The sequence below is a fragment of the Pseudomonas fluorescens genome (assembly GCF_001307155.1).
Taxonomy (GTDB): Bacteria; Pseudomonadota; Gammaproteobacteria; order Pseudomonadales; family Pseudomonadaceae; genus Aquipseudomonas; species Aquipseudomonas helvetica.
This window is the reverse complement of sequence record NZ_CP012830.1, coordinates 3,575,277-3,601,962: the sequence shown is the minus strand read 5'-3', so window position 1 is coordinate 3,601,962 and position 26,686 is coordinate 3,575,277. Positions and strand designations below refer to the sequence as shown.

The window sequence follows — 26,686 nt, the reverse complement described above, 5'->3', positions numbered from 1 at the left end:
CAAAGGCGCGTTGAGCGTTACAACAGGTTCGGTGCCTGCACCGGATCGATCTGCGCCCAATGCGCGGTGTCCTCACGATGGGTTTTCAGGTACGGCAACACTGCCGCCAGTAACGGCGCCTTGAACGCTTCCTGAAAACGATGGGCCAGCCCCGGAATCAGCTTCAACTGACTGCCCTGGATATGCGCCGCCAGGTGAATGCCATGCATCACCGGCAACAGCGGATCAGCAGTACCGTGCACCACCAGCGTCGGCACCCGCAGTTGGTTGAGCAGTGCCACCCGGCTCGGTTCGGCGAGGATCGCCATGATCTGGCGTTTCACGCCTTCAGGATTAAACGCCCGGTCATACGCCACCGCGGCCTGATGCAACAGCGCCTGGCGATCATCGCTCACTTGCGGACTGCCCAGCGCGGCCAGCAGATCAGCCTGTTGCTCCAGCGCCACCTCACGGTTCGGCGCACCGCGCCGTGAGAGCAATTGCACCAGCGCCGCATTCGGCGCCGGCAGCCCTTCTGCGCCGGAACTGGTCATGATCAGCGTCAGGCTCTCGACCCGCTGCGGTGCCATGGCCGCCATGTGCTGGGCGATCATCCCGCCCATACTCGCGCCCAGCACATGGAATTGCTCGACATGCAGCGCATCCATCAGGCCCAGCGCGTCGTCCGCCATATCCGTCAGGCTGTACGGCGCCGCCACCGGCAATCCGAGTTTGTAGCGCAGCACCTCAAAGGTCAGGTTGGCGTTGGCCGGAGCCTGACGCCAGGTCGACAGCCCGACATCGCGGTTGTCATAGCGAATCACCCGGAAACCCTGCTCGCACAGCGCCACCACCACCTCGTCCGGCCAGTGAATCAACTGGCCACCCAGGCCCATCACCAGCAGTAATGCAGGATCGGACGCACGACCGATGCTCTGGTACGCCAGGCTGACCTGCGCCAGATCGACCCGCTCGGTCGGAACATTGACATCGCAGCGCGACGCCGCCAAAGACGGTAAGCCGAATAGCAGAGCGGTCAAAAAAACCGCCGTTGAAAAAAATCGTACCCGCATGAAGAAACACCGAAACGCAGAACCCCAGTAGAGAGCGAGTCTGATGAACTTTGTTAAAGCGCGCTGCCACAGTTACGTGACAGTTTGATGAAGAGTGCTCAACGGTCAGTTGTCGAAATCTATTTGTAGGAGCAAAGCTTGCTCGCGATGCCGGCGACGTGGTTTGTCTGAAGGACCGCGTCATCGTTCATCGCGAGCAAGCTTTGCTCCTACGGGTCTCTGTCAGGCCAGTTGATTACGCAGTTGGCGCGCGGCGGCGACCATATTCACCAACGCGGCTTCTGTTTCGGGCCAGGCGCGGGTTTTCAGGCCGCAGTCCGGGTTGACCCACAGCCGTTCGGCCGGGATCCGCTGCACCGCCTTACTCATCAACTTGACCATCTCGGTGGTGTCCGGCACCCGTGGCGAGTGAATGTCGTAGACGCCCGGGCCGATGTCGTTCGGGTAGTCGAAGGCCTTGAAGGCTTCCAGCAACTCCATGTCCGAACGCGAGGTTTCGATGGTGATCACATCAGCGTCCATGGCCGCGATGGATTCGATCACGTCGTTGAATTCGCTGTAGCACATGTGGGTGTGGATCTGGGTTTCATCGCGCACGCCAGACGCGCTCAAGCGGAACGCTTGCACCGCCCAGTCGAGGTATTCCTGCCACTGCGCCCGGCGCAGCGGCAAGCCCTCGCGGAACGCCGCTTCGTCGATCTGGACGATTTTGATCCCGGCCTGCTCCAGGTCGACCACTTCATCGCGCAAGGCCAGCGCCAACTGTTGCGCCTGGACTTTACGCGACACGTCTTCGCGCGGGAACGACCACATCAGCATCGTCACCGGCCCGGTCAGCATGCCTTTCATGACCTTGTCGGTCAGGCTCTGGGCGTAAGTGATCCAGTCGACGGTCATGGCCTTCGGACGGCTCAGGTCGCCATAGATGATCGCCGGCTTCACACAGCGCGAACCGTAGCTCTGAACCCAGCCGAAACGGGTGAACAGGTAGCCGTCGAGTTGCTCGGCAAAGTACTCGACCATGTCGTTGCGCTCGGCTTCACCGTGCACCAGCACGTCGAGGCCGAGACGTTCCTGGATTTGCACCGCGTGGCGGATTTCGCTGTGCATCGCGTCGGTGTAATCGTTGGCCGAGAGCTTGCCCTGTTTGAACGACTGACGCGCCAGACGGATCGATGCGGTCTGCGGGAACGAGCCGATAGTGGTGGTCGGGAAGGCCGGCAAATTCAGGCGAGCGCGTTGCAACTCGATACGCTTGGCAAACACCGAATGACGCTGACTGTCGGTGTCGCGAATGGCCCGGATGCGCGCCTGCACCTCGGCTTTGTGAATGCGTGGCGACTGCGCACGGCTGGCCTGCACGGCACGGTTCTGCGCCAGAGCAGCCTGGACCTTCGGCGCTTGCGGATCGTTGAGCGCATCCCGCAGCACGGCGATTTCAGCGCACTTTTGTACGGCGAACGCCAGCCAGCTCTTCAGCTCGGCGTCGAGTGTGTCTTCACGGTCCAGATCCACCGGACTGTGCAGCAGCGAACACGAGCTGCTGACCCAGAGGTTGTCGCCGTAACGTTCTTGCGCCGGTTTCAGTTGTGCCAGCGCCTGTTCCAGCTCGCAACGCCAGACATTGCGACCGTTGACCAGGCCCACCGACAGCACTTTGTAAGTCGGCAGGCGATCGAGTACCTGGCCCAGTTGTTCCGGCGCTCGCACCGCGTCGATGTGCAGGCCGTCCACCGGCAGGCTCACCGCCAGCCCGAGATTGTCTTCCAGGCCACTGAAGTAGGTGGCCACGAGTTTCTTCAGCGGCGAATACTGAAGGATGTGGTAGGCGCGCTCGAAGGCGTTTTTCCAGGCTTGCGGCAGGTCGAGGGTCAGGATCGGTTCGTCAATCTGCACCCATTCCACACCTTGGGCCTTTAGGCGATTGAGGATTTCGCCGTACAGCGGCAGCAGGCGTTCGAGCAGCTCAAGCTTGTCGAAGTCGTTGCCTTTGGTTTTACCCAGCCACAGGTAAGTCAAAGGGCCGATGATCACCGGCTTGACGCGGTGACCGAGGGCGTGGGCTTCGTCGACTTCGTCGAACAGCTGCTCCCAGCTCAATTTGAACGGCTGGTCAGCGCTGAATTCCGGGACCAGGTAGTGGTAGTTGGTGTCGAACCACTTGGTCAGTTCCTGCGCATGGTGCGTCTTGGCAGACTCACCATCGCAGCACTTTGCGCTGGCGCCACGGGCCATTGCGAACAAGGTGTCGAGGGTCGGCAGGCCCTGTGCATCCTTGGCGCTGTCGAAGCGTTCGGGGATCACGCCAAAGGTCAGCGAGTGCGTCAGCACCTGGTCGTACCAGGCGAAGTCGCCCACCGGCAGCAGGTCGATACCGGCGTCTTTCTGCACTTGCCAGTGTCTGGCTCGCAGTTCACGGCCGACGCTTTGCAACCCGGCCTGATCGAGGTCGCCCTTCCAGTAGGATTCGAGGGCTTTTTTCAGCTCGCGGTCGGCACCGATGCGTGGAAAACCGAGTGTGTGGGCCAAGGCCATGGCGTGTTTCTCCGAAGTAAAAGATGGCCCTATTGTCGACAGCCAACCCAACATGAGACAAACTCAACCTTTTCGTGTTGATCACAAAATTTGCTCATGGAGCCCCCAGTGCTCGAAATCCGTCACCTGAAGACCCTGCACGCCTTGCGCGAGGCCGACAGCCTGGTCGACGCCGCCGACCGTCTGCACCTGACCCAGTCCGCCCTGTCCCACCAGTTCAAAGAGCTGGAAGAGCGCATGGGCATGCCGCTGTTCGTGCGCAAAACCAAACCGGTGCGTTTCACCAGCGCCGGCCTGCGCCTGCTACAACTGGCCGATGCCACCCTGCCGCTGCTGCGCGGTGCCGAACGTGACATTGCGCGCCTGGCCGGAGGCACCGCCGGACGGCTGCACATGGCAATCGAATGCCACAGTTGCTTTCAGTGGCTGATGCCGACCATCGACCAGTTCCGCGATGCCTGGCCGGAAGTCGAGCTGGACCTGGCGTCGGGCTTTTCCTTCGCCCCGCTGCCGGCCCTGGCCCGTGGCGACCTGGACCTGGTGGTAACGTCCGACCCGCTGGAGCTGGCCGGGATCACCTACGTGCCGTTGTTCACCTACGAAGCGATGCTCGCGGTGGCCAATCAGCATCGGTTGGCGAACAAGCCGTACATCGTCCCGGAAGACTTGCTCAGCGAAACCCTGATCACCTACCCGGTGGAACGTGATCGGCTGGACATCTTCACCCGCTTCCTGGAACCGGCCGACATTGAACCGGCGCAGGTCCGTACTTCGGAACTGACGGTGATGATGATGCAGTTGGTGGCCAGCGGCCGTGGCGTCTGCGGCATGCCGCATTGGGCGCTGCATGAATACAGCTCACGGGGTTACGTGAAGGCCAAGCGGCTCGGTGAGAAAGGTTTATTTGCCACGCTATACGCCGGGATCCGCGCCGACATGCTCGACGCGCCGTACATGCGCGACTTCCTGCTGACGGCCAAGGACACCTCGTTCTCGACCCTGGATGGGGTTAGCGCGGTGCGCTGACATTCTCTGACAGGTATCACACCTGTGGCGAGCGCGCTTGCTCGCGCTCGGCGGCGAAGCCGTCGTAATGTCAGCGAACGCGGTATACCTGACAGAGCGTGGTGGCAGAGCTTGGGGCTGCTTTGCAGCCCAGCGGGAGCAAGCTCCCTCGCCACAAAAGCACTCAGCGTCAGGCCGGGACTTCGCGCCACATATGGATCTTGTCGAAGTACTCTTCGCCAACCCGCACCGCCAGCGGTTCGAGCCCGAACTGCACGAAACCGCAACGCTGGTACAACGCCAATGCGGCGTCATTGCCAGCGGTGACGGTCAGTTGAATCAGCTTCAAGCCCGACCGACACCGTGCCTCGTCGAAAAGCACCTGAACCAGCTGATAACCGAGCCCCCGCTGTCTGGCCTCGTCTGACACATACATGCCAAACAGCGTTGCCTTGTGCCGGGCTTTTTCCCGTGCCTCGAAGGCCAGGCCGACAATGCCTACCAGTTCGTCGCCTTCAAATGCGCCGAACAGCACGTCCAGCGGGCTGGTCAAGCGTGACTCCCACCAGCTCAACGGCATTACCGCGCGCTCGCGGACACTCGACGTGAACGCCTGCGGGTGACGGTCATAGGCCTCAAGCATCAGCGCCCGGTAAGCGAGTGCATGGCTGGCATCGAGTCGTTGGATTGCCATGTGCTTCAGGCCATGCGCCGCTGTTCAGACATCAGTCGCACTGCAAGCCCGGCCAGTACGAAGCCCATGAAATAGCGCTGAACCGCCAGCCAGCTCGGATTGTTGACGAACCACGAGGCAATCCCGGCAGCAAACAGTGCGATAAACAGGTTAACCGTGAAACTCACGCTGATCTGGGTCAGGCCCAGGGCAATACTTTGGGTAAACACCGAACCGTGTTCCGGGCTGATGAACTGCGGGAACACCGAGAGATAGAACACCGCGATTTTCGGGTTCAATGCGCTGGTGAAAAAGCCCATCAGCATCAGTTTTCGAGAAGAATCCGGCGGTAGTTGCTGCGCCTCAAAGGGCGAGCGCGCACCCGGTTTGACTGCCTGCCAGGCCATCCACAGCAGGTACAGGGCGCCGGCCCATTTGAGCGCCTCGTAAGCCATCGGCACCGCCATGAACAGTGCTGTCAAACCGGCCGCCGCGCAGAACAGATGCACGAAAAAACCTGCGACAACCCCAAGTAACGAGGTCACGCCCGCCTTGCGTCCCTGGCAGATCGAACGGGAGATCAGATAGATCATGTTCGGGCCCGGGGTCAGCACCAGTAGCAGCGAGGCCGCCGCAAAAATCAACAGATCATGTGTTGGAATCATGACGCAGTCCTTGTCATTGTGTGGGGGGGTCAGGCCGGAGCCGTCAGGGAGGCACGATAAAACGGCAGGATCAGGTCCCGTGTCAATGGCGCCAGGATGAAATCAACGACATTGTGCGGATCAATCCACAGCACTTCTTCGATCTCTGCCGCCGGGGTGACGTGTTGCTGGATATCCAGTTGAAAAATCTCGGCCTCGACCACAAACCCCGGCTCATTGGCTGCCGGGGCAGAAAACTTGCCCAGATAACTCGCTTGAAGGGTGTCGATGACCAAACCCAGTTCTTCTTCCAGCTCGCGGGCCAGCGCATCGATCGGTTGCTCAGAGGCCTCGATCTTGCCACCCGGTTGCATGAAGGCCTGGGTCCCGCGCTTGCGCACCAGCAGGGTTCGACCGTCCGGGCCGATCAGCAGGGCAGCGGCAATGCGGATAATGCGCGGTGAAACAGAGGATGAAAGCGTCATGGATCAACGATGGCCTTGGACAAAAGAGCCAAGGATCACATGAGTGCAGGTGCTGCGTCACCTCGAAAAACACCGCCCCGCAGGAGCATGGCTTGCCAGTGATGACGTCTGTGGACTCGCCATCGCCGGCAAGCCGTGCGCCTACGGATGCCCGGTGAAGTTCACAACGGTATCTACGCAGAAATCACCGCTTCCAGCTCCTCGGGCACGTGGACAAATACGCTGTACCTGGCACCCTCCATGGCTTCGAAGGCGATGAGTTTTTCCACCAGCGGGCCATTGAGCACCTTGCCGGCATTGAGCAGCAGCATGCCGTTGTCGGCATTGAGGTTGCGCGCCAGCACCATCCCGGCCGCCAGATCGCGGGTGCTCAGCACCTTGACTGTCGGATCGCCGAGGGTGATATCACGCTGGTAGGTGGCGCAAACCTGAACGAAGTCTTCCACCAGCTCCGGGTCGTAGAAACGCCCGGTGTATTTGCGGATGAACAGCAGCGCTTCATCACTGTTCATGTTTCGCTCAAGAATCAGCCCGCACTGCAATTCGATGAAGTCCACGGCCAGCTTCAGCAGGCGCGAACCCAAAGGGATTGCCTCCCCCTTGAGGCGATCGGGAAACCCGCTGCCGTCCCAGCGCTCCTGATGGTGCAGGATCAGGCGTGCGGCATCCTTCATCGGCTCAAGGGTCATCAACAGCGATTCGCTCTGTTTCGGATAACCGCGATACAGCTCCCGTTCGGGGTGATGCAGCAGGTCCGAAGGCGTCGTCATCATGCCGTCGGTCCAGCTCAGCTTGCCGATGTTGTAAAGCGCCGCAGCCATGGTCAGGTCTCGGCTGCTGGCCTCATCCAGCCCATGGGTCTGGCAGTAGATACGCACCAGATCGATGATTTGCCGATTGGTTTGCTTGGCCGGTGGCAGACGCAAGTTGGCCAGCAGCGAAAACACTTCGGTGCCGGTGACGTAGCTGTGCTTGAGCTCTTCATAGGCCAGATCGAGCATGTCGGCGGTCTGCTGCAACTCCGCGGTGCGCGCTGCGACACGTTTTTCCAGGGACACGTTGAGCAGCTTCAACTGCTCGTTCTGATCCCACGTCAACTGCACCAGACGCAGCCGCTCGCGCTCGGAGAGCTGATACGCCAGCGACTGACGCAAGGTCAGCAGCATTTCCTCGTCATTCCAGGGCTTGCTGATGTAACGGTGAATCTGCCCCTCGTTGATCGCCTTGATGATCATCGAGAGATCGGCATAGCCGGTCAGCAGGATGCGTACGGTGTCGGGATAGTGTTCGTGGATGTGCGCCAACAGGGTCGCACCGTCCATGTTGGGCATGCGGGCATCGGTCATCACCAGATCGACCGGTTGCTGCTCCATGATCTCCAACGCCTGGGTGCCGCTTGTGGCCAGCAGCACTTCATAGGGTTGGCCGCGCAACAGCCGACGCAGGCTATTGAGGATCGATTCTTCGTCATCAACCAGTAACACTCGGGGTTTAAGCGGCTCATCCATGGCATTACCTCAGCTGAAACAGACCAGTCGTTTGTGAGCACCCAAGGGAACTCCCCCTCCTCCTTGGGCCTGAACTACAGGCTAGACGGTTTTTCAGCACAGTTCGCAATAGATTTGCCACACGGCAGGCGGCGAACTTGAGAGTCGCAGACTATGCTCTGGGTACCTGGATCCAAAATCTGCACCCGTAGCCACACTGCGATCAGGAAGGGATGCCGTATGAACACGACGCTGCGAGGGCTTATTTGCAACGGTGCATTGCAATGAAGACACCGTTTGCGCGAAAAAACCGACGGATCCTGATCGTCGACGACACCGCCTCTATCCATCAGGACTTTGCCAAGATCCTCAGCCCCCACGTGCTCGACGATGATGCGCTGAGCAGCGCCGAAGAAGCCCTGTTCGGCACGCAAGCAGTGGCTGCGGACCTGGGGTTTGTGCTCGACAGCGCCTTTCAGGGCCTGGAAGCCCTGCGCAAGGTCGAAGCCGCCCTGGCCAAGGACCTTCCGTATGCGATGGCCTTTATCGACATGCGTATGCCGCCCGGCTGGGACGGACTGGAAACCATCGAACGGCTCTGGCAGGTCGATCCAAAACTGCAAGTCGCGCTGTGTACCGCGTATTCCGACTACTCCTGGGACGATATCGCCGAACGGCTGGAGCTCGGCGATCGCTTGCTGATCCTGAAGAAGCCTTTCGATGCCATCGAAATCCGGCAGATGGCCAGCACCCTGACCGTCAAATGGCAAATGACCGAAGAAGCCGAATTAAAGATGAACCTGCTGGAGCAGGCGGTCGAGGAGCGCACCCGCGAGCTGTCCGACGCCAATATCATCGTGCAGAACAGCCCGACCATTTTGTACCGGCTGCGCGGCGAACCCTCGTTCCCGTTGATGTACATCTCCCACAACATTACCAAGTTCGGTCACGTGGCCGCGCAATTGGTGGCGTCGGCAAACTGGGCTCAGGAGCTGATTCATCCCGAGGACCAAGGTAAAGTCGACAATGCCATGGCACGGATACTCGACCGGGACGCTGTCGGGGCGTCCATCGAGTTTCGTCTGCGCACCGGCACCGGCGACTGGCGCTGGGTCGAAAACCGCTACGTACCGGTGCGTAACCAGGACGGACGCTTGCTGGAAGTCGAAGGCATCATCATCGATATCACTGAACGCAAGCTGGCCGAAGAGAAGATCGCCCTGCTGGCACGTACCGACGGGCTGACCGGGCTGGCCAATCGAACAACGCTCCTCGAACGCCTGCACCAGGCATTCGCTGCCGCCCGTCGGGGCGGCGCCCCCTTCGCGGTGTTCTACCTGGACCTCGATCATTTCAAACGCATCAACGACACCCTGGGCCATCCCATCGGGGATTTGCTGTTGCAGGAAGTCGCCCGCCGCATCAAGGCCTGTGTCCGCGAAAACGACCTTGTGGCGCGTCTCGGCGGTGACGAGTTTGCAATCGTGCAGCTCGACGCCAGCGACCCGACACAGTCGGCGGCCCTGGCAGGCAAGGTCCGCGATGAACTGGTAATGCCTTACACCCTCGATGGCAACAATGTGCGGGTTTCGGTCAGCATCGGCATCAGCACTTACTCCAGTACCAGCCTGAGTGCCGAAAGCCTGTTGGCTCAAGCCGACATGGCGCTGTATCGCTCCAAGGAAAAAGGTCGCAACCAGTACCACTTCCACTCCGAGGAGATCAATCAGGAAGTACTCGACCGGGTGTCGATTGCCAACGATTTGAAACAAGCCATCGAGCAAAACCAGCTTGAACTGCATTATTTGCCCGAAGTCGACCTGAGTACCGGGAAGATCCTTGGCATGGAAGCCCAGGTCCGCTGGAGTCATCCAGAGCGAGGAATACTGGAACCCGATATGTTTCTTCCCGCGGCGGAAAAAACCGGTGTAATCATCGCGCTCGGGCACTGGTTGCTGGATCGGGCCTGTCGGCAAATGCGTGAGTGGCGCGACGAAGGCATGGCGCCCCCGGTGATTGCAATCAAGCTTTCGCTGGCCCAGCTCAAGAGCGGTCCGGACCTGATCTACGACGTGCTGCGCACCACGGCCCTATGGAACCTCTGCCCCTGGGACCTGCGCTTCGACGTCACCGAAGCGACACTGGCGCAAACCAAATGGACCCACAACGATGTGCTGCCGCGCTTGCGTGAGCTGGGGGTGAAAATAGCCATCGACGACTTCGGCACCGAGTACTCCTCGTTCGACTACCTCAAGACCTATCGAGTCAATCACCTCAAACTCGCCCAGGCTTTCATCGACACCGCGACTCGCGATCCCGCCAGCGCCACGACCTTGCGCGCGATCATCAATTTCGCCCGCGAAGTGGGGATCGGCATCATTGCCGAGGGTGTCGAGACCCAGGAACAGCGCAGCTCGCTGATCTCCACCGGCTCGCCAATGAACGCTCAGGGCTATTACTTCAGCAAAGCCGTCAGCAGCCAGCAGGCAGCGGCGTTGCTGATGGCCGGCAGCATCGTGCCGCCGACCTTCCCCGGCGCAACGAACCCGCTGCTCGAAGACTCGTGCTATCCACCGGAGGACCGAGGATGAAACCATCGCTCGCCCCCACCAACCGGCGCATCCTGATCATCGATGACATGCCTTCGATCCATCAGGACTTTCGCAAGATTCTCAGCCCCGATGTGCCGGACGAGCAGTCGCTGGCCGGCACCGAGGAACTGTTATTCGGCACAGAACAACGCGTTCGCCCGACGTTTCTCCTCGATTCGGCCTATCAGGGAGAAGAAGCACTGGAGCTGGTAAAACGTGCCCAGGCCGAAGGCAGGCCCTATGCCCTGGCGTTTACCGATATGCGCATGCCACCGGGTTGGGACGGCCTGGAAACCATCGAGCGACTCTGGAAGGTCGACCCGCACCTGCAAATAGCTTTGTGCACCGCCTTCTCTGACTACACCTGGGAAGCGATGGCCGAACGCCTGGCGTTCGGCGACCAGTTGCTGGTGCTGAAAAAGCCTTTCGACAGCCTGGAAATCCGTCAGATGGCCAGTGCCCTGACCTGGAAATGGCAGATGGCCCAGGACGCCGCGATAAAAATGCTCAGCCTGGAGCGAACCATCGAAGACCGCGTTCAGGAACTGCTCAAAGTCTCCCATCTGCTGCAATACGATGTACTGACCGGCCTGCCCAACAGCACTTTGCTCGGTGATCGACTGACTCAGTCCCTGGCCCTTTCACGGCGACACGACAAACAACTGGCGGTGATATTTCTGGGGCTCGACCGCTTCAAGCGCATCAACAACGCACTGGGCCACCCGGTGGGCGACGAAATGCTCAAACGGGTCGGCCGGAGCCTCGCGTCCACGGTGCGTGAATCCGATTCGGTATTTCGCTACGGTTCCGACGAGTTCGTGGTGATCCTCGCGGACATCCACCATCCCCAGCAAACCCAAGGCATTGCCGAAAAGCTGCTGAAAGCCGTCAACACCCAGCAGCACATTGCCGGCCATGACCTGAGTGTGACCGCCAGCCTGGGCATCAGCATCTACCCGGACGACGGCTTCGATGCCGTGCCGTTGATCAAGAAAGCCGAAACCGCGATGCATAACGTCAAGGAGAGAGGCCTTAACGACTTCAGCTTTTTCATTGACGAGATGAATCAGCGCGCCCGTGAACAGCAAAGCATCGAATCCGGCCTGCGCCTGGCGCTGGAACGCGATGAGTTCGTCCTGCATTACCAACCCAAACTGGATCTGCGCACGGGTAAAGTGGTCGGTGCGGAAGCCTTGATCCGCTGGCTCAAACCCGGTCACGGTTGGGTGTACCCAATGGATTTCATTGGAGTGGCCGAAGACAGTGGGCTGATCATTCCCCTGAGCAAATGGGTATTGACCCAGGCCTGCCAACAGGCCCGCGCCTGGCAACTGGCCGGATTGCCGGCGATCAGCATGTCCGTCAACGTTTCCGCCATCGACTTCCGTCAGCACGACTTTGTCGACGGTATCGTGCGGATCCTCGAACTGACCGGCCTCGACCCAACGCTACTGGAGCTCGAAATCACCGAAAGCGTGCTGATGCAGAACGTCGAGGCCACCGTGCAGACCCTGCACGCCATCAAGGCATTGGGCGTGCGCCTGGCAATCGATGATTTCGGCACCGGTTATTCCAGCCTGAGCTACCTGCAACGGTTCCCGGTCGATGTACTGAAAATCGACCAGTCATTCATACGCGGGCTGAGCACCGAAAACAACGACGCTGCGCTGGTCAGCGCCATCATCAGCCTGGGCAAGAGCCTCAACCTCAATATCATCGCCGAAGGCGTGGAAACCCTGGAACAGCTGGACTTTCTCAAGGCCCTTCAGTGTGAGGAAGGCCAGGGTTACTTCTTCAGCAAAGCCGTGCTCCCCCAGGAGTTCGTACAGTTGCTCACCGACAGCGAACAGACACCACCGCGCACGTAGACTGACGCCCCGACAGGCAGGCACCCGGCAAAGGAATCATCAGATGTCGCCCTATGGATTCACGCTGCTCACCACGTTGATGCTCGGACTCTGCCTGACGGCGAGTGCCGAGCCTTTGGACGAACCCCTCAAACCGCTGCCACCGGTGCCTGTGCAAGACCCTCAGCGTGTCGAGCTGGGTCGTCAGCTGTTCAATGAAACGCGCTTGTCGGTCAACAACAGCCTGTCCTGTGCCAGCTGCCATCACCTGGAAAAGGGCGGTGCCGATAACAAGCAATTTTCCATCGGTTTCGACGGCAAGCCGCTGGTCGTCAACACCCCCAGCGTGCTGAATGCCAGCCTGAACTTCAGGGAGTTCTGGAACGGTCGCGCCGCTACCCTGGAAGACCAGATTCACGCAGTGGTGGAAAGTCCCACTGAAATGGGCAGTAACTGGGAACACGTTGTGCAAATGCTGTCCACTGACCCGACCTATCGCTCGGCGTTTGCCAACGCTTACCCCAATGGGGTTACGGTGGCCAATGTGGAAAATGCCCTGGCCACCTACGAGCGCACATTACTCAGCACCAATTCGCGTTTCGACCAGTACCTGCAGGGCAACACCGACATTCTCAGCCTCGACGAAAAATACGGTTACCAACGCTTCAAGGACTACGGCTGCATTGCCTGCCACCAAGGGGTAAACATCGGCGGCAACATGTACCAGAAGCTCGGGGTCATGGGCGACTACTTCCAGGCGCGGGGTAACCCGACCGAATCGGACCTTGGGCGTTATCTGGTGACCAAGGATGAAGAAGACCGCAACGTGTTCAAGGTCCCCAGCCTGCGCAACGTCGCAGTGAATGCGCCGTACTTTCATGACGGCGCGGCAAAAACCCTCGAAGAAGCCGTTGATGTGATGTTCAAGTTCCAGTTGGGACGCGTTCCCTCGGATGAAGACAAGGCCCTGATCATCAAATTCCTCAAGACCCTGACCGGCGAGTGGGGAGGCAAACCATTATGAAAGTGTCCCGTCGACTCAGTTTGCTGTTGCTTACCGGCATGACCGTCTTGCTGGCCTCGATCCTGCTGTTCCTGTATCTGAAGTCCAGTTCGGATCAAACCTCGACCTATACCGAATCGCGGGATCTGATCCGTCAGATAAAACAACTGGACGCGCAATGGGAAACCGAGATCCTCAAGGCCCGAATCGCCCTCGTCCACAACTACGATCCACTGGTTTCGCCGCTGAGCGAAATGAGCCGTCTGTGGGAACGGTTCGACTCGATAGAGTCCAGACACGGCCGCAACGACTCGACACAGTGGCAAACCAGCCATGACGCTTACCTGAACGCGATCAAGGAAAAGACCCGGCTGGTCGAACAGTTCAAGTCACACAATGCGGTGCTGCGCAATTCACTGGCGTTCCTGCCCGCCGCCGAAGACGACATTCAGAACCAGTTCGCACGCCTTGAGGACGACAACAAACTGCAAATGCAGAACACCGCCACCGACACCTACGACCTGCTACTCAGCGGCCTGGAGTTCGCCCAGGTCACGTCCGACGACAAAGCCGCCGACATCCTGCTCGGCCTGAATAAACTGGCGGTGAACAAAGACCGACTGCCTGCCGAGTTCCACACACCGGTGGAGATTCTCAGCAACCACATCGCGCTGATCCTGCGTGAACAACCCCTGGTCAATAGCCTGCTGGAACGGATCGAGGCAGTCCCCGTGTCCGAGCGCCTGGACAACATCACCAGCCTGCTGGACAACGATCAACAACTGGTCGATGCAGTCGATCAACGCTACCACTTCTACATGGCGGTTTTTTCGGCGCTGCTGGTGCTGTTGCTACTGTTTCTGGCCAATGGTCTGCTGCGCAGCTTTGCGGAAATCAACCGCGTCAACAAGGACCTGCAAGCAGCCAATGAAAGCCTGGAACAGCGGGTCGAAGAACGCACCCGCGAACTCAAGGACACCCAAAGCGAACTGCTGGACACCGCACGCCAGGCCGGGATGGCCGAGATCGCCACCAACGTGCTGCACAACGTCGGCAATGTGCTCAACAGCGTGAATATCTCTGCCGACCTGGTCACCCGCAAACTGCGCACCAGCAAGGCGCTGGGGCTGGGCAAGGCGATGCAGCTGATCAACGAACACCAGGGTGATCTCGGGCACTTCATCACCGAAGACGAAAAAGGCAAATTGCTGCCCGGCTACCTGAATCAACTGGTGGACGCCATTGCCCTTGAGCAGCAAGGCATTAGCGACGAACTGGCGCAATTGAGCAAAAGCGTTGACCACATCAAGGACATCGTTGCCACCCAGCAGTCCTACGCCGGGGCCAACAGCCTGATGGAGCCGCTGCAAGTCAGCGAACTGCTCGAAGACGCCCTGCGCATGAACTCGGGCGCCCTGACCCGCCACCATGTCACCGTGGTCAAGGACTACGCCGAAGTGCCCACGGTCATGGGCGATAAACACCGGATGTTGCTGATTCTGATCAACCTGATCAGCAACGCCAAATACGCCATGTCGGACCTCAGCGACCGCCCCCGGGAAATGACCCTGGGGGTCAAGGTGGTCGACGACGCCACGCTGCAGGTCAGCGTCAAGGACGAAGGCGAAGGCATCTCGGCCGAAAACATGACCCGGATCTTTGCCCACGGCTTCACCACGCGCAAGGAAGGTCACGGTTTTGGCCTGCACAGTTGCGCCCTCGCCGCCATCGAGATGAATGGCCACCTGACAGCCCACAGCGACGGTCCGGGAAAAGGTGCGCTGTTCACCTTGAAAATCCCCTTGAAAATCGCCGAAGGTGAAACATGAAGCAGTCATCGAATCGACGCATCCTGCTGATCGACGACACACCGTCGATCCATGACGACTTTCGCAAGATCCTGACACCTGAGCTACCACAACACGGCGAACTGGACGAGATGGAGTCGGCGCTGTTCGGCACGCAAATCAAAGCGGCGAGCACCCGCTTCGAACTGGATTCGGCCTATGCAGGCCAGGAAGGCTTGAGCAAACTGGTCCAGGCCCAACACGACAATCGCCCCTATGCACTGGCGTTCGTCGACATGCGCATGCCCCAGGGCTGGGACGGCGCCGAAACCATCGAGCATTTATGGCAAGCCGATCCGCGTTTGCAGGTGGTGGTCTGTACGGCGTATTCCGACTACTCCTGGGATGACCTGCTCAATCGCTTGCAGGCCCACGACCGGCTGCTGATCCTGAAAAAACCCTTCGACAACATCGAAGTCCAGCAAATGGCCAATACCTTGACCAGCAAATGGGACATGACCGAGCGCGCCAGCGTGCAACTGGATCAGTTGGGGCACCTGGTAGAACGGCGGACCCGGCAGTTCCAGCAAGCGAGCGTCGAACTGCAACAGGAGATCGACGAGCGCAAGCAGCTCGAAAGCCAGTTGATACAGTCGGAAAAACTCGCGTCCCTGGGGCAACTGGCGGCGGGTGTGGCCCATGAAATCAACAACCCCATCGGCTTCATTTCTTCCAACCTCGGTGCCCTGGACGGTTACTTCAAGCAGTTGCAGAGCATGCTCGACGCCTATCAGGGAGCCGAAGAAGCCATCGGCTCCGTTGAGCTTCTCGAACGGCTCCAAACGTTGCGTAAAGACGTGGAACTGGACTTCCTGCGTGAAGATATTCCGCTGCTGATCAAGGAGTCCAAGGACGGCATCAACCGGGTCGGGCAAATCGTCAGGGACCTGAAGGATTTCTCACGCGTAGACGCCAGCCAGGAGTGGCAGTCGGTCAATCTGCAAACGGGTATTGATTCGACGCTGAACATTGTCGCCAACGAACTCAAGTACAAGGCCGACGTGATCAAGCACTACCAGACGCTTCCCGAGATCGAGTGCCTGCCCTCGCAGATCAATCAGGTGATCATGAATCTGATCGTCAACGCCGCCCAGGCCATGGGCCCCGAACGCGGGACCATTACCCTGAGTAACGGAGTTGCCGGGGAAAAAGTCTGGATCGAAGTGGCGGACACCGGCTCGGGCATCGCGCCCGAATGCCTGCAGAAAATCTTTGATCCCTTCTTCACCACCAAACCGGTGGGCCAGGGGACCGGATTAGGCCTGTCATTGTCCTATGGCATTGTGAAAAAGCATCGTGGCGACATTACCGTGCGCAGCGAAGTCGGGGTGGGCAGCACCTTTCGGATCGAGCTACCGATCCGACAGTCAAAAACCACAGCCTGAATCCGCAGAAAAGATCGCAGCCTTCGGCACCCGGGTGGCACTGCAAGGAAATCGCCCGTAAGCTGGGAATCTCTGCCGAAACCGTGAAAGTCCATAAGAAACACATTTACAGCCAGCTGGGGATCAAATCCCGGTCCGAGCTGTTTTCGATATTTCTCCGGGCACAAAACGCCTGTAAAACCTGCTGCGTTGAATGAACCACCTTGTGGCGAGGGAGCTTGCTCCCGCCGGCCGGTCCGCGCTCGGGCGAAGCAGTCGCAAAACCGGTTAACGGGTTTTATCTGACTGAACGCGGTGCCACTTTTTTGGGACCGCTTCGCGGTCCAGCGGGAGCAAGCTCCCTCGCCACACAGAAGTACGCAGTGAATAACCAATAAGTCCGAACCCAAGGAAACCGTATGAGCCTGTCACTCCTGAGCCGCTACGCCTTCTTTGCCGTCTGTGTGATCTTCACCCTCGCCAGTCTGCCGTTTCTTGAATACGACTGGCTCTGGCCAATCTCCATCGTCACTGGCCTGCTGAGCCTGCTGGGTATTTTCGATCTGCTGCAAAGCCCTCACGCGGTACGCCGCAACTACCCGATCCTGGGCAATATCCGTTATCTGGTCGAAGGCATTCGCCCGGAAATCCGCCAATACCTGCTCGAATCCGACAGCGACGCCCTGCCCTTCTCCCGGGCCCAGCGTTCGTTGGTCTATTCGCGGGCCAAGAACGAAAGTGCCGACAAACCCTTTGGCACGCTGATCGACGTGTACCAGTCGGGTTTCGAGTTCATCGGCCATTCGATGCGCCCGGCCCCCGTCAGTGACCCGAGCAGTTTCCGGGTGGCCGTTGGTGGCCCGCAATGTACAAAACCGTACTCGGCCTCAGTCTTCAACATCTCGGCCATGAGCTTCGGCTCGCTGAGCGCCAACGCGATCCGCGCCCTCAACCAGGGCGCCAAACTCGGCAACTTCGCACACGACACCGGCGAAGGCAGCATCAGCCCCTACCACCGCGAACACGGTGGCGACCTGACCTGGGAACTGGGCAGCGGCTACTTTGGCTGCCGCACCGCCGACGGACACTTCGACCCGGAGCGCTTTGCCGCCCAGGCTCAGGACCCGCAGGTACGGATGATCGAAATCAAAATGAGCCAGGGCGCCAAACCCGGCCACGGCGGCATTCTGCCCAAGCATAAAGTGACCCAGGAAATTGCCGACACGCGTGGCGTTCCAATGGGCCAGGACTGTGTGTCGCCATCGCGCCACAGCGCGTTCTCCACGCCAATCGAAATGATGCACTTCATCAAGCAACTGCGTGAGCTGTCGGGCGGCAAACCGGTGGGCTTCAAGTTCTGCCTCGGCCACCCATGGGAATTCATGGGCATTGCCAAGGCCATGCTGGAAACCGGCATCCTGCCGGACTTCATTGTGGTCGACGGCAAGGAAGGCGGCACTGGCGCTGCGCCAGTGGAGTTCACCGACCACATCGGCGTGCCGATGCGTGAAGGTCTGCTGTTCGTGCATAACACCCTGGTGGGCCTGAACCTGCGGGACAAGATCAAACTCGGTGCCAGCGGCAAAATCGTCAGCGCCTTCGACATCGCCAGCGTCCTGGCGATTGGCGCCGACTGGGCCAACTCGGCCCGTGGTTTCATGTTCGCCATCGGCTGCATCCAGTCGCAAAGCTGCCACACCAACAAGTGCCCGACCGGCGTCGCCACTCAGGACACCCTGCGCCAACGCGCATTGGTGGTACCGGACAAGGCCCAGCGCGTGTTCAACTTCCATCGCAGCACCCTCAAGGCCCTGGCCGAAATGCTCGCCGCGGCAGGCCTCGAACACCCGTCGCAGCTGTCCGCCAAACACCTGGTACGGCGCATGTCAGCGACCGAGATCAAACTGTTCTCCCAATTGCACGTGTTCCTCAAACCCGGCGAGTTGCTGACCGGGGAAGTGAATGGCGAGTTCTATTCACGGATGTGGCAGATGGCGCGGGCGGATAGTTTTGAGGCGAATGAAGTGGCCGCTTGAAGATAGTTTTTACGCCAATCTCGTTGCGAGATTGGCGCTCTTTCCAAGGAAGAAACAGTGCTGAAAGTAATTGCCCGGGATTTCATCAAACCCGAACATATCGAAACCGTCCGCCCGTGGTACACCGAATTGGTGGAGAAAACCCGACAGGAGCCGGATTGCATTGCCTACGACCTGTTCGTCGATCAGAAAGACCCGGGGCATTTCATCTTCGTTGAGCAATGGCCGAATCAGGCCGCGCTGGACGCTCATTGCCAGTCAGAACACTTCAGACGGCTGGTGCCGCAAATCAACCGCTATCAGGCCAAAGATTGCATTGTTGTGCTGATGGATGAGTTCTGACCTCCTGCAAGATACAAAAGAAGTGAATGGCGAGTTCTATTCACGGATGTGGCAGATGGCTCGGGCTGACAGCTTTGAGGCCAATGTCGTGTAAGGCGTACTCGCGATTATCAGGTGGCTGGGTAGCACAGCCACCGCCGGTGGTGGTGGCGGTGGTGATTTGCTCTGCCCAGGCGCGGGTCACATAGAGTCGAAGCTCCATGTCTCCCAAGCCTTGCGCGAACACACACTGCCAATTGCCTGGAAAGTGGTTTTCTTCATCCGCCAGGCGAGTCGATGTCACCCACCACACTCGCTTGATCTCGGGCGATACACTGACAAGGTTGTCGAGAAAGACCTTATCCCGATCCTGATAAATCAACGTGGACGCGCCATAACCGTTGGGTCGGTGAGCCGTGCTGCTATCCCAGGGCGCCTGATACAGCCTTGGTTGAATGTCGGAGCGATTGTAGTAAGCAACGCTGTAATACCAGTACGCGCCATCCACAATGATGTTATCGCCTGCGATCGCGTTTTCATTGATACGCGACACAATATCGTCAAGCGGATACTGGGACGCATTGCGTGGATCATCCAGATCATCTTGTTGTTGATAGATTGTATTCAACCCCATGAGTTGAACGCCGACCATCAACAAGGCCGATACCCACGCCAGGGCACGCGTGCGATGTGCTATCCGGCTGATTGCCAACGCCACAATCATCGGCAAGCCCAGCGCCGCAAAGGCCATGTACCGCTCAACAAATATGGGGAAACCGAATGACACCACAAAGACAATCAACACCGGCAACAGCACGTAGATAACCAGTAACAACTCAAGTTTCAACCGGCTTCTTTCCTTGAACCCGACCCATACCACCGATGCCATTACCAGCGCCGGAAGCAGTACATAAATCGGGCTGGCAAACTCCAGTCCACTCTTCACCGTCAAAAACTTCCAGACCGCTGAAGGCAACGTATAGATCGTCAATTCAGGAATCCAGAAAATATCCCCTCCGGTCTCCAGCTTCTCCGTATTTAAAAACAGCTCATTGCCCAGGCTGATCAACCAGGGAATATAAAGAACAACAATGGCCACATTCGTGCCCCACCACGTTGGCCGCGAAAGGTAATGAAGGGTTTTATCTCGCTGAAGACGCAAGACAACGAGGTATAGCCAGTGAGACAGCAAACATAAAACAGCCAGGTAATGGGTGTATAACGCGGCCGTCATGAGCACGAGATAGCTCATCAGGTATCGGTTGCGAGCGCTTTTAAGCCAATAGACCAAGGCGATGGTTGCGCCCAGCAGCCATACCCCCTCCAGCGTATACATCCGGGCTTCCTGGCTGTAGCGAACGGATATCGGTAACAGGGCCAGAAACAACCCGGCCAACAAGGCCACCCTCGGCGTGCTGATCAATCGCATCAGCCACATGCCCAACGCGACTGTCGCAACCCCCGCCAGCGCACTCAGGGCCCGAATCGCAAACACCCCTTCACCAAAAATCGCCATCCAGGCATGCAGCACCAGAAAATACAGCGGCGGATGAACGTCATGCCCCAGGTGAAACCAGATACGCCCCGGCGACTGAACCCCCACCAATGCCGAGAACGCTTCATCGGTCCAGAAATAAGGAAGGCTGATGCAGTAAAACCGAACAATGATCGCGAGCATCATGACCAGCACCCACCCAGCGTTTTCTATCGATGAGTGCAGGGATAGAAACCCCGTATCGTCACGACGCTTAAAGCGCATATTTTCTCCCCGACAACGTAAACCTGATAGAAACAGGTGCCTGTCCACGGACGACTACCCTCATCGTGAATCCGTGTTTACGCTAAACACTCTCGATAAAACGGCCTGCAGTCATCGGTAAAGGCTAGCCAAAGGAGCTGCCCCGGATTGGTTTTTTTTGATTCCTCACGGAATTCAGGGACTTACTGAAAATAATCGGACGTCCCCATCCCCTTGGATAAAGGTATCGAGCAGTCGCCAGTTTTCAGGGATAACGACCTGCTGCGCCCCGTCACCACGGCCGTCCAGCACCCACACCCGACCTGAGCCCGGTGTCAGGGTTTCAAGGTTATCGAGATAGACCTTATCTGCGTTTTGTTGAGTCAGTGTCGAGGTTTGATAGCCATCGGGACGTCCGGAAGTACCGTCCTTTTGAAGGGGCGTATAGAGCATCGGTGTCACGCCAGTCTTGTTGTAGTACGCAAAGGGATAGTAAAGAAACCTGTTGACTACAACGACACCGTCATCGGGACGCGCAAAGGCATTGATGTAGTCTGCCAACGCATCGACCTTGTTGACTTCGGCATACACAATATGGCCCCGTTGATGAACGTTATATAATCCGACACTTTCCATCGACACTATCAATAGCAACAGGACAAAAAATAACGTTTTTGCGCGCTCCCACAGAGCATCCAGTGACATCGCCAGGATCATCGGAAAGCCCAACGCAGCAAACACAAAATAACGATATATAAACAGTGGCCGAACCAGTGAGACCCCTGCAATCAATACCAACGGGAACCAGGTATAGATAACGAGCAGCGTGCTGAATCTTTTCTCACTCGTGTCCCGCATGACAATGACCGCCGACACCAGCAGCATCAATAACGGCACACTGTAGAACAGCCAGACTGATTCTTTTGGCCCATCGCTATAACTCACAAACTGCCAGAACGCTGAAACCACCGTAGGAACATCCAGCGGCGCTATCCAGTTAAAGCCGGAAAACCTTAACTGGTTCATCAGGCTCGGCACCCAGGGCATGAACAGTAAAACGACCGTTCCATTGGCCATCCACCATGCAGGCGCTAGCAACTGTCTTTGTTGTGCTACGCGTTGAAACCTCAATACCAAAAGCCAGGCCCAGTGTGCCGCCATACACACAGCAGCAAAATAGTGAGTATAAAATCCTGCAACCATCAGTAACGTATAGATGGCAAGCGGCCAATGACGGCCTGAGCCTTTTACCCAGTAGACGAAAGCAATCGTTGCGCTAACCATTAACAGCGCAAGCAACGCATACATGCGAATTTCCTGACTGTAGCGTACCGCTATGGGCAGTAACGCCAACATGGTTCCGGCGAGCATCGCCGCCCGTTGCGTACTGACCAAACGAACCAGCCAGATGCCCAGCCCGACGGTGACAACGTCCGCCAGTGCGCTCAGGCTTCGAGCAGCAAAAACACCCTGTCCGAACAGATTCATCCATTCATGCAACAGCAGATAATACAGCGGCGGGTGCACATCCCGGGCCGTATGGAACAGGATTTGAGAGGGTGAATATGAACTCAACAGCAAGGTAAACCCTTCATCGGCCCAGATTGCAGGTTTACCCAAGTCGTAAAAACGTACCCCTGCCGCCACGAGAATAATCAGCAGTATCCAGCACGTGCTCTGGAGAGTGCTGGCACTCGAACGGTTAACCTGGCTTACCACTTATCCTCTCCAGAAGAGGGCACTTCCTTCATAACGATAAAGCCATAATCGCCAATCACGTACATAGAATAAAATTTGCTGTCCACCACGGGCGTGTACCGTTGATACCCTACCAGCGTCGCATTTTTCCGTTCATTTTCGATAACGACATTGGTAATCCCCTCTCTGAGCAGATTTTCAGACAGCATGTAAAAATCAATATTGAGTATGTATTTCAGCACCGGGATGCGCTCAAAACTTCCCTTGGCGCTTAGCAACCAACTGTTTGAATAGCTGATTGCCATGTATATCCGCTTCGCTTCGCGCAAGCCAGGATGAGAGGCAATATCATAGGCCATATTGAATTCAGCATTCAGCCCAAACTCCTTCTGCAGATTCAGTACCCGCCCATACGCATATGACATCGACAGCATACTCAGCAACGGCACAATCAATACAACACCGAGCCTGGCATCCACCGTCACCAACCACTGATGAGCCAGGTAAAACAAAAACACCAGCAACACGCCAAAGCCCAATAGTGTTCTGGCGCCCTCATTGAAAAACCGGAACAACAGGGCCGAACCTGACACCAGAAAAACCAGGAATAAAACCATAAGCACATACAAAAAAAACAAAAGTATCTTATTTAACGACGTTTCTTTCCCCTGGATAATATTTCGCCCAACCCGCCCTCCTCCAACAACCGCAAACACCACCACCATCCACGCCAGCCAACGATTCCCTCCCTGAAACAGCAATCCAATTTTTCCAACTAATACGCCGACATTGTTCAGGATCAGCAACAGCCCGCTCGTATTGAACGGAATCATCTCCAGGCGCTCATGGCTCATGAGTGGATAGGCCAACAAAAAATAAATGATCAAGCCTGCAACCAACTGCACCGCTTTCACTCCTGCGATTGATAATAAACAGGCAAGGGACTCCTTATTATCAAGAGCTCTCACGAACTCGATGCAGCACAGCCCCAAAAACACATTGATACTCAGTTGATACAAGCTGAGCCCCATTGCAATCAATGCGCCAGGCACCAGTACCTGAACGACGCCAGCTTTATGTTGAAACGCCACCGCATAGATCACCGCCACCAGGCTCAACGCCGTTGCCGGCCCGTCATATTGATACGATAAATTCTGTAGAAAAAACGGGTTGTACCACAGTGGCAGGAACACCAGACAGCATGAAACAGTCGGTACTTTGTAGTAATGCATCGTCAGTTTCGTCAAGGCAAACACCATGGCAAGCGTGGCGATCAGCAAGGGTAAGGGAAACATATCAGGCGCGCCCGAGGTGAAGCTCAAGGTGTTGTAAAACAGTTCGACCAGTAACCGTCCCTGTCCCGCCCAGCCAGTACCGGCCGCCAAGGAGCGCCAGTTATCATCTATATAGTAATAATCGACCAGTATCAGAGGGAGTATATAAACAAGAGTGGCCAGTAAAAAAAACACAAACACTTCACGACCGGACAACGCCCTGCTCAATACACTCGCCACCTTCATTTCGGCACTCCTTTGCCACCCACAATATCTTTCACCACGTACCTCGGTCGGTGTTTCGATTCAATATAGATTCGCCCCACATACTCACCCAATATGCCAATACCGATCAGTTGCACCCCCCCCAGGAATAAAATCGCGGTCATCAACGAAGGGTAACCTGGCACGTTATTGCCGAAGAAAATCTTGTCCAGCACCATGTAAATGGCGTAGAGAATTGCAAACAGGGAAATCGCGCTACCGACATACGTCCACAACTGCAAGGGCACTGTACTAAAAGACGTAATCCCTTCCAGCGCCAGATTCCAGAGTTTCCAGAGATTGAACTTGGTGGTACCCGCCACGCGCTCGGCCCGTTCGTATTCGACGACGGCGGTATTGAACCCCGCCCACGAGAGAATGCCCTTCATGAATAACCGGTGTTCCGGGAGCGTGCGAATCACGTTCACGACCTTGCGGTCCATCAACCGAAAATCACCGACGTTCTCTTCTATCCGGGTATAAGCGATCCGGTTCAACAGGTGATAGAACAGTGCCGCGCTGTGCCGCTTCATATAACTGTCGGCGGTGCGATCATGGCGCTTGGCAAGTACCACATCCGCCCCGTTCTGCCATTCCCGGACCAACAAGGGGATCACATTGATCGGGTCCTGCAAATCGACATCCATCGGTATCACCGCATCGCCGGTGGCGTACTCCAACCCGGCAAATAACGCGGGCTCCTTGCCGAAATTGCGCGAAAAATTGATCACCAGCACATGCTCGTCAGCCAATGCGATGGCTTTGGCCTGCGCTGCCGTCTGGTCGGAACTGCCGTCATTGATGAACACGATCTCGACGTCACAATCAGCGATCGACAGTTCCTGACGAACCGCCTGATAAAACAGGTTAATCGCCTGTTCTTCATTGAATACGGGAACAATCAGCGAGATCTTCACTGCTCACGCCCCCGAAAGATGAAATATTTCGAGTAAAAAAAACCGCAGACCAGGCTGATACCCGAGAAAACCACCAACGTCACCAACCCTGGCAGCAGTAACTGATCCGCCCCATACCCCACGCCATAACTTAATACGCCCATGAACCCGACAAACAGCACATACCGTAGAACACTGGTTCTTTGTTTGAAGGTGTATCGCGCATTGGCATAAAAGGAAAAAGAAACGGCCAGGCAAAAGCTCACGAAGTTACTGGGTGCCTGACGAAATCCCATGACGGTGTGCAGAACAAAAAACGTCGACCAGTGGATCAACGTATTAAGCAGGCCAACCGACACGAATCTGGGGAAACCGTGAAATGCGGCTCTCATGTCCATTGCGTTTGTTTCCAGTCTGAACACCTGCCCAGTTGAAAGCTTGGCACCCTTGGTCCGCTTGTCTATTTTCCAGTCAACAAATAGACCAATGGCTAAAAATGCTGTTTTAGAGATGCGCTTCAACGTTCAGAGATACGCCCCCAACCCGCTCCGTTCGCCGCTGAGACATCCGGTAATATCCGGCCTTTGCAATTGCCGCCAAATCGCGCCACCCTGCGCGCCGCCGATGTGCGGCGCACAGTCTTTTGCCCCGCTGACCACCCTTTATTCACATCTGTTCAAGAGCCCGTTGTCATGACCCAAGGACGCGACCTTCGTATCGATTTCTTTCGCGGACTGGCACTGATCTTCATTTTCTGGGATCACGTGCCACACAACCCCCTTGCCCATTTCACGGTGCGCAATTTCGGTTTCAGCGATGCGGCGGAAATCTTCGTGTTTCTGGCGGGCTACGCGGCGGTGCTGGCCTACGGCAAGATTGCCCGACGCGATGGGTTGCTGTTGGCCACGGTAAAAATCCTCCGTCGCGCCTGGTTGCTGTACGTGGTGCATATCTTTCTGTTGGCGGTGCTGATGGGCATCGTGTTCTTCGCCAACAGCCACGTGGAAACCCGTGACCTGGTGCAGGAAATGGGCCTGCAATACTTCCTCAGCAACCCGCAACAGGCCTTGGTCGATGAGTTGCTGCTGCGCTTCAAGCCCAACCTGATGGACCCGTTGCCGTTGTACATTCTGCTGTTGCTCGGACTGCCGCTGGTGTTGCCGATGTTGCTGCGCAAGGCCGAGTACGTGGTCGGGTTGTCGGTGGTGCTGTACATGCTGGCGCCGTGGTTTCAATGGAACCTGGCGGCCACCGACGGTGGCGTGTGGTTCTTCAACCCGATGGCCTGGCAGTTGTTGTTTATCCTCGGTGGCGCAGCGGCGATTCACGGTCAGCGCCCCGCTGTACCGGACACCCGCACCTTGCCCCGACAGCCACTGTTTGTTGCGGCAGCGACCTATCTGCTGATCACCGGGCTGATCGCAGTGTCGTGGAATTGGCCGACGGTGCATGACGCGTTCATGCCCCGGATGCTGGGCGAATGGCTGTACCCGATCAGCAAGACCAACTTGTCACCGGCGCGGCTGCTGCACTTTTTGGCGCTGGCGTACGTCATCGCCAAGCTCTTGCCCAACAGCGGCTGGACGCAAAACTGGCTGGCGCGGCAAAGCTGCCGCATGGGCCGTTACTCGCTGGAAGTGTTTTGCCTGGGTGTGCTGCTGGCACCGCTGGCGGACATGCTCAACTCGCTGGCCGGGGATGCTCTGGTCATGCAGATTTTCAGCGCCCTGTTGGGGGCGGGATTGATGGCGGTACTGGCGGCGTGGCTGGACTGGAACAAACGGCTGAACCGGCCGGCGCAAGTGGCCGCGGTTTAGATGATCAAAGCGCACATCTGTGGCGAGGGAGCTTGCTCCTGCTCGGGGGCGAAGCCGCCGCAGAACAGATAAACACGATCTACCTGACAGACCGCAGGTTTGGGAGTGC

At 57.6% G+C, this 26,686-nt stretch carries 19 protein-coding genes and 2 pseudogenes; 10 read left to right on the top strand and 11 right to left on the bottom strand.

Annotated elements, in window-relative coordinates; all coding sequences use genetic code 11:
* Window positions 1-17: 17 nt before the first annotated feature.
* Window positions 18-1,052: an alpha/beta fold hydrolase gene (locus AO353_RS16220; RefSeq protein WP_054595866.1), complete on the bottom strand. Its 1,035-nt coding sequence runs from the start codon at window positions 1,050-1,052 to the stop codon at window positions 18-20.
* 222 nt (window positions 1,053-1,274) lie between these two features.
* On the bottom strand, window positions 1,275-3,587 hold the full coding sequence (metE, locus tag AO353_RS16215; RefSeq protein WP_054595865.1) for a 5-methyltetrahydropteroyltriglutamate--homocysteine S-methyltransferase: 2,313 nt from the start codon (window positions 3,585-3,587) through the stop codon (window positions 1,275-1,277).
* 108 nt (window positions 3,588-3,695) lie between these two features.
* On the opposite strand from metE, the gene metR reads away from it, so the two are divergent.
* Window positions 3,696-4,613 (top strand): transcriptional regulator MetR, encoded by a 918-nt coding sequence (gene metR, locus AO353_RS16210; RefSeq protein ID WP_054595864.1) that lies wholly within the window; start codon window positions 3,696-3,698, stop codon window positions 4,611-4,613.
* Between the two features lie 169 nt (window positions 4,614-4,782).
* Here metR and AO353_RS16205 read toward each other — a convergent pair whose 3' ends face one another.
* The 4 genes from AO353_RS16205 to AO353_RS16190 form a co-directional block, all read right to left on the bottom strand.
* Window positions 4,783-5,286 carry a GNAT family N-acetyltransferase gene (locus AO353_RS16205; RefSeq protein ID WP_054595863.1) on the bottom strand — a complete coding sequence of 168 codons (504 nt, stop codon included), beginning with the start codon at window positions 5,284-5,286 and terminating at the stop codon, window positions 4,783-4,785.
* Between the two features lie 5 nt (window positions 5,287-5,291).
* Entirely contained in the window at window positions 5,292-5,930 is a 639-nt protein-coding gene (locus AO353_RS16200; RefSeq protein ID WP_054595862.1) for a LysE family translocator, read from the bottom strand.
* Between the two features lie 29 nt (window positions 5,931-5,959).
* On the bottom strand, window positions 5,960-6,394 hold the full coding sequence (locus AO353_RS16195; RefSeq protein ID WP_054595861.1) for an NUDIX hydrolase: 435 nt from the start codon (window positions 6,392-6,394) through the stop codon (window positions 5,960-5,962).
* Window positions 6,395-6,567: 173 nt separating this feature from the next.
* Window positions 6,568-7,902 (bottom strand): HD domain-containing phosphohydrolase, encoded by a 1,335-nt coding sequence (locus tag AO353_RS16190; protein WP_054595860.1) that lies wholly within the window; start codon window positions 7,900-7,902, stop codon window positions 6,568-6,570.
* Between the two features lie 263 nt (window positions 7,903-8,165).
* On the opposite strand from AO353_RS16190, the gene AO353_RS16185 reads away from it, so the two are divergent.
* The 8 genes and pseudogenes from AO353_RS16185 (at window position 8,166) to AO353_RS16155 (ending at window position 18,911) form a co-directional block, all read left to right on the top strand.
* Window positions 8,166-10,472, top strand: coding sequence for an EAL domain-containing protein (locus AO353_RS16185; RefSeq protein WP_054595859.1), 2,307 nt, complete (start codon window positions 8,166-8,168; stop codon window positions 10,470-10,472).
* Window positions 10,469-12,340, top strand: coding sequence for a putative bifunctional diguanylate cyclase/phosphodiesterase (locus AO353_RS16180; protein ID WP_054595858.1), 1,872 nt, complete (start codon window positions 10,469-10,471; stop codon window positions 12,338-12,340). Before AO353_RS16185 ends, AO353_RS16180 begins: the two co-directional genes overlap by 4 nt.
* Before the next feature lie 43 nt (window positions 12,341-12,383).
* Window positions 12,384-13,343 (top strand): cytochrome-c peroxidase, encoded by a 960-nt coding sequence (locus tag AO353_RS16175; protein WP_054595857.1) that lies wholly within the window; start codon window positions 12,384-12,386, stop codon window positions 13,341-13,343.
* Entirely contained in the window at window positions 13,340-15,151 is a 1,812-nt protein-coding gene (locus AO353_RS16170; protein WP_054595856.1) for a DAHL domain-containing protein, read from the top strand. Before AO353_RS16175 ends, AO353_RS16170 begins: the two co-directional genes overlap by 4 nt.
* Window positions 15,148-16,554 (top strand): ATP-binding protein, encoded by a 1,407-nt coding sequence (locus tag AO353_RS16165; protein WP_054595855.1) that lies wholly within the window; start codon window positions 15,148-15,150, stop codon window positions 16,552-16,554. Before AO353_RS16170 ends, AO353_RS16165 begins: the two co-directional genes overlap by 4 nt.
* Window positions 16,555-16,586: 32 nt before the next feature.
* Window positions 16,587-16,751 (top strand): annotated as a pseudogene (locus tag AO353_RS29830) (response regulator transcription factor); the annotation flags it as partial.
* 201 nt (window positions 16,752-16,952) lie between these two features.
* Window positions 16,953-18,569 (top strand): FMN-binding glutamate synthase family protein, encoded by a 1,617-nt coding sequence (locus AO353_RS16160; RefSeq protein ID WP_054595854.1) that lies wholly within the window; start codon window positions 16,953-16,955, stop codon window positions 18,567-18,569.
* A 57-nt stretch (window positions 18,570-18,626) separates the two neighbouring features.
* Window positions 18,627-18,911: a putative quinol monooxygenase gene (locus AO353_RS16155; protein ID WP_054595853.1), complete on the top strand. Its 285-nt coding sequence runs from the start codon at window positions 18,627-18,629 to the stop codon at window positions 18,909-18,911.
* A 1,057-nt stretch (window positions 18,912-19,968) separates the two neighbouring features.
* Here the strand turns inward: AO353_RS16155 and AO353_RS32175 are convergent.
* From AO353_RS32175 to AO353_RS16130, 5 genes and pseudogenes are all read right to left on the bottom strand, one after another.
* Window positions 19,969-20,568: pseudogene (locus AO353_RS32175) on the bottom strand (glycosyltransferase family 39 protein); the annotation flags it as partial.
* A 255-nt stretch (window positions 20,569-20,823) separates the two neighbouring features.
* On the bottom strand, window positions 20,824-22,347 hold the full coding sequence (locus AO353_RS16145) for a glycosyltransferase family 39 protein (protein WP_054595851.1): 1,524 nt from the start codon (window positions 22,345-22,347) through the stop codon (window positions 20,824-20,826).
* The gene (locus AO353_RS16140) at window positions 22,341-23,846 is read right to left on the bottom strand and encodes a glucosyltransferase domain-containing protein (protein WP_054595850.1); all 1,506 of its coding nucleotides are present in this window, start codon (window positions 23,844-23,846) and stop codon (window positions 22,341-22,343) included. The genes AO353_RS16145 and AO353_RS16140 overlap by 7 nt, the downstream gene beginning before the upstream one ends.
* Window positions 23,843-24,781 carry a glycosyltransferase family 2 protein gene (locus AO353_RS16135; protein WP_054595849.1) on the bottom strand — a complete coding sequence of 313 codons (939 nt, stop codon included), beginning with the start codon at window positions 24,779-24,781 and terminating at the stop codon, window positions 23,843-23,845. The genes AO353_RS16140 and AO353_RS16135 overlap by 4 nt, the downstream gene beginning before the upstream one ends.
* Entirely contained in the window at window positions 24,778-25,281 is a 504-nt protein-coding gene (locus tag AO353_RS16130) for a GtrA family protein (protein WP_371917658.1), read from the bottom strand. Before AO353_RS16130 ends, AO353_RS16135 begins: the two co-directional genes overlap by 4 nt.
* A gap of 171 nt (window positions 25,282-25,452) precedes the next feature.
* On the opposite strand from AO353_RS16130, the gene AO353_RS16125 reads away from it, so the two are divergent.
* Entirely contained in the window at window positions 25,453-26,577 is a 1,125-nt protein-coding gene (locus tag AO353_RS16125; RefSeq protein ID WP_054595848.1) for an OpgC family protein, read from the top strand.
* Window positions 26,578-26,686 lie beyond the last annotated feature (109 nt).

What these genes read in the sequence shown, in the direction of transcription:
- AO353_RS16175 (WP_054595857.1), top strand. Translation starts at nt 12,384, where the DNA reads ATGTCGCCCTATGGATTCACGCTGCTCACCACGTTGATGCTCGGACTC.
- AO353_RS16170 (WP_054595856.1), top strand. Translation starts at nt 13,340, where the DNA reads ATGAAAGTGTCCCGTCGACTCAGTTTGCTGTTGCTTACCGGCATGACC.
- AO353_RS16180 (WP_054595858.1), top strand. Translation starts at nt 10,469, where the DNA reads ATGAAACCATCGCTCGCCCCCACCAACCGGCGCATCCTGATCATCGAT.
- metE (WP_054595865.1), bottom strand. Translation starts at nt 3,587, where the DNA reads ATGGCCTTGGCCCACACACTCGGTTTTCCACGCATCGGTGCCGACCGC.
- AO353_RS16200 (WP_054595862.1), bottom strand. Translation starts at nt 5,930, where the DNA reads ATGATTCCAACACATGATCTGTTGATTTTTGCGGCGGCCTCGCTGCTA.
- AO353_RS16205 (WP_054595863.1), bottom strand. Translation starts at nt 5,286, where the DNA reads ATGGCAATCCAACGACTCGATGCCAGCCATGCACTCGCTTACCGGGCG.
- AO353_RS16185 (WP_054595859.1), top strand. Translation starts at nt 8,166, where the DNA reads ATGAAGACACCGTTTGCGCGAAAAAACCGACGGATCCTGATCGTCGAC.
- AO353_RS16190 (WP_054595860.1), bottom strand. Translation starts at nt 7,902, where the DNA reads ATGGATGAGCCGCTTAAACCCCGAGTGTTACTGGTTGATGACGAAGAA.
- AO353_RS16160 (WP_054595854.1), top strand. Translation starts at nt 16,953, where the DNA reads ATGAGCCTGTCACTCCTGAGCCGCTACGCCTTCTTTGCCGTCTGTGTG.
- AO353_RS16140 (WP_054595850.1), bottom strand. Translation starts at nt 23,846, where the DNA reads ATGAAGGTGGCGAGTGTATTGAGCAGGGCGTTGTCCGGTCGTGAAGTG.
- AO353_RS16165 (WP_054595855.1), top strand. Translation starts at nt 15,148, where the DNA reads ATGAAGCAGTCATCGAATCGACGCATCCTGCTGATCGACGACACACCG.
- AO353_RS16220 (WP_054595866.1), bottom strand. Translation starts at nt 1,052, where the DNA reads ATGCGGGTACGATTTTTTTCAACGGCGGTTTTTTTGACCGCTCTGCTA.
- AO353_RS16195 (WP_054595861.1), bottom strand. Translation starts at nt 6,394, where the DNA reads ATGACGCTTTCATCCTCTGTTTCACCGCGCATTATCCGCATTGCCGCT.
- AO353_RS16125 (WP_054595848.1), top strand. Translation starts at nt 25,453, where the DNA reads ATGACCCAAGGACGCGACCTTCGTATCGATTTCTTTCGCGGACTGGCA.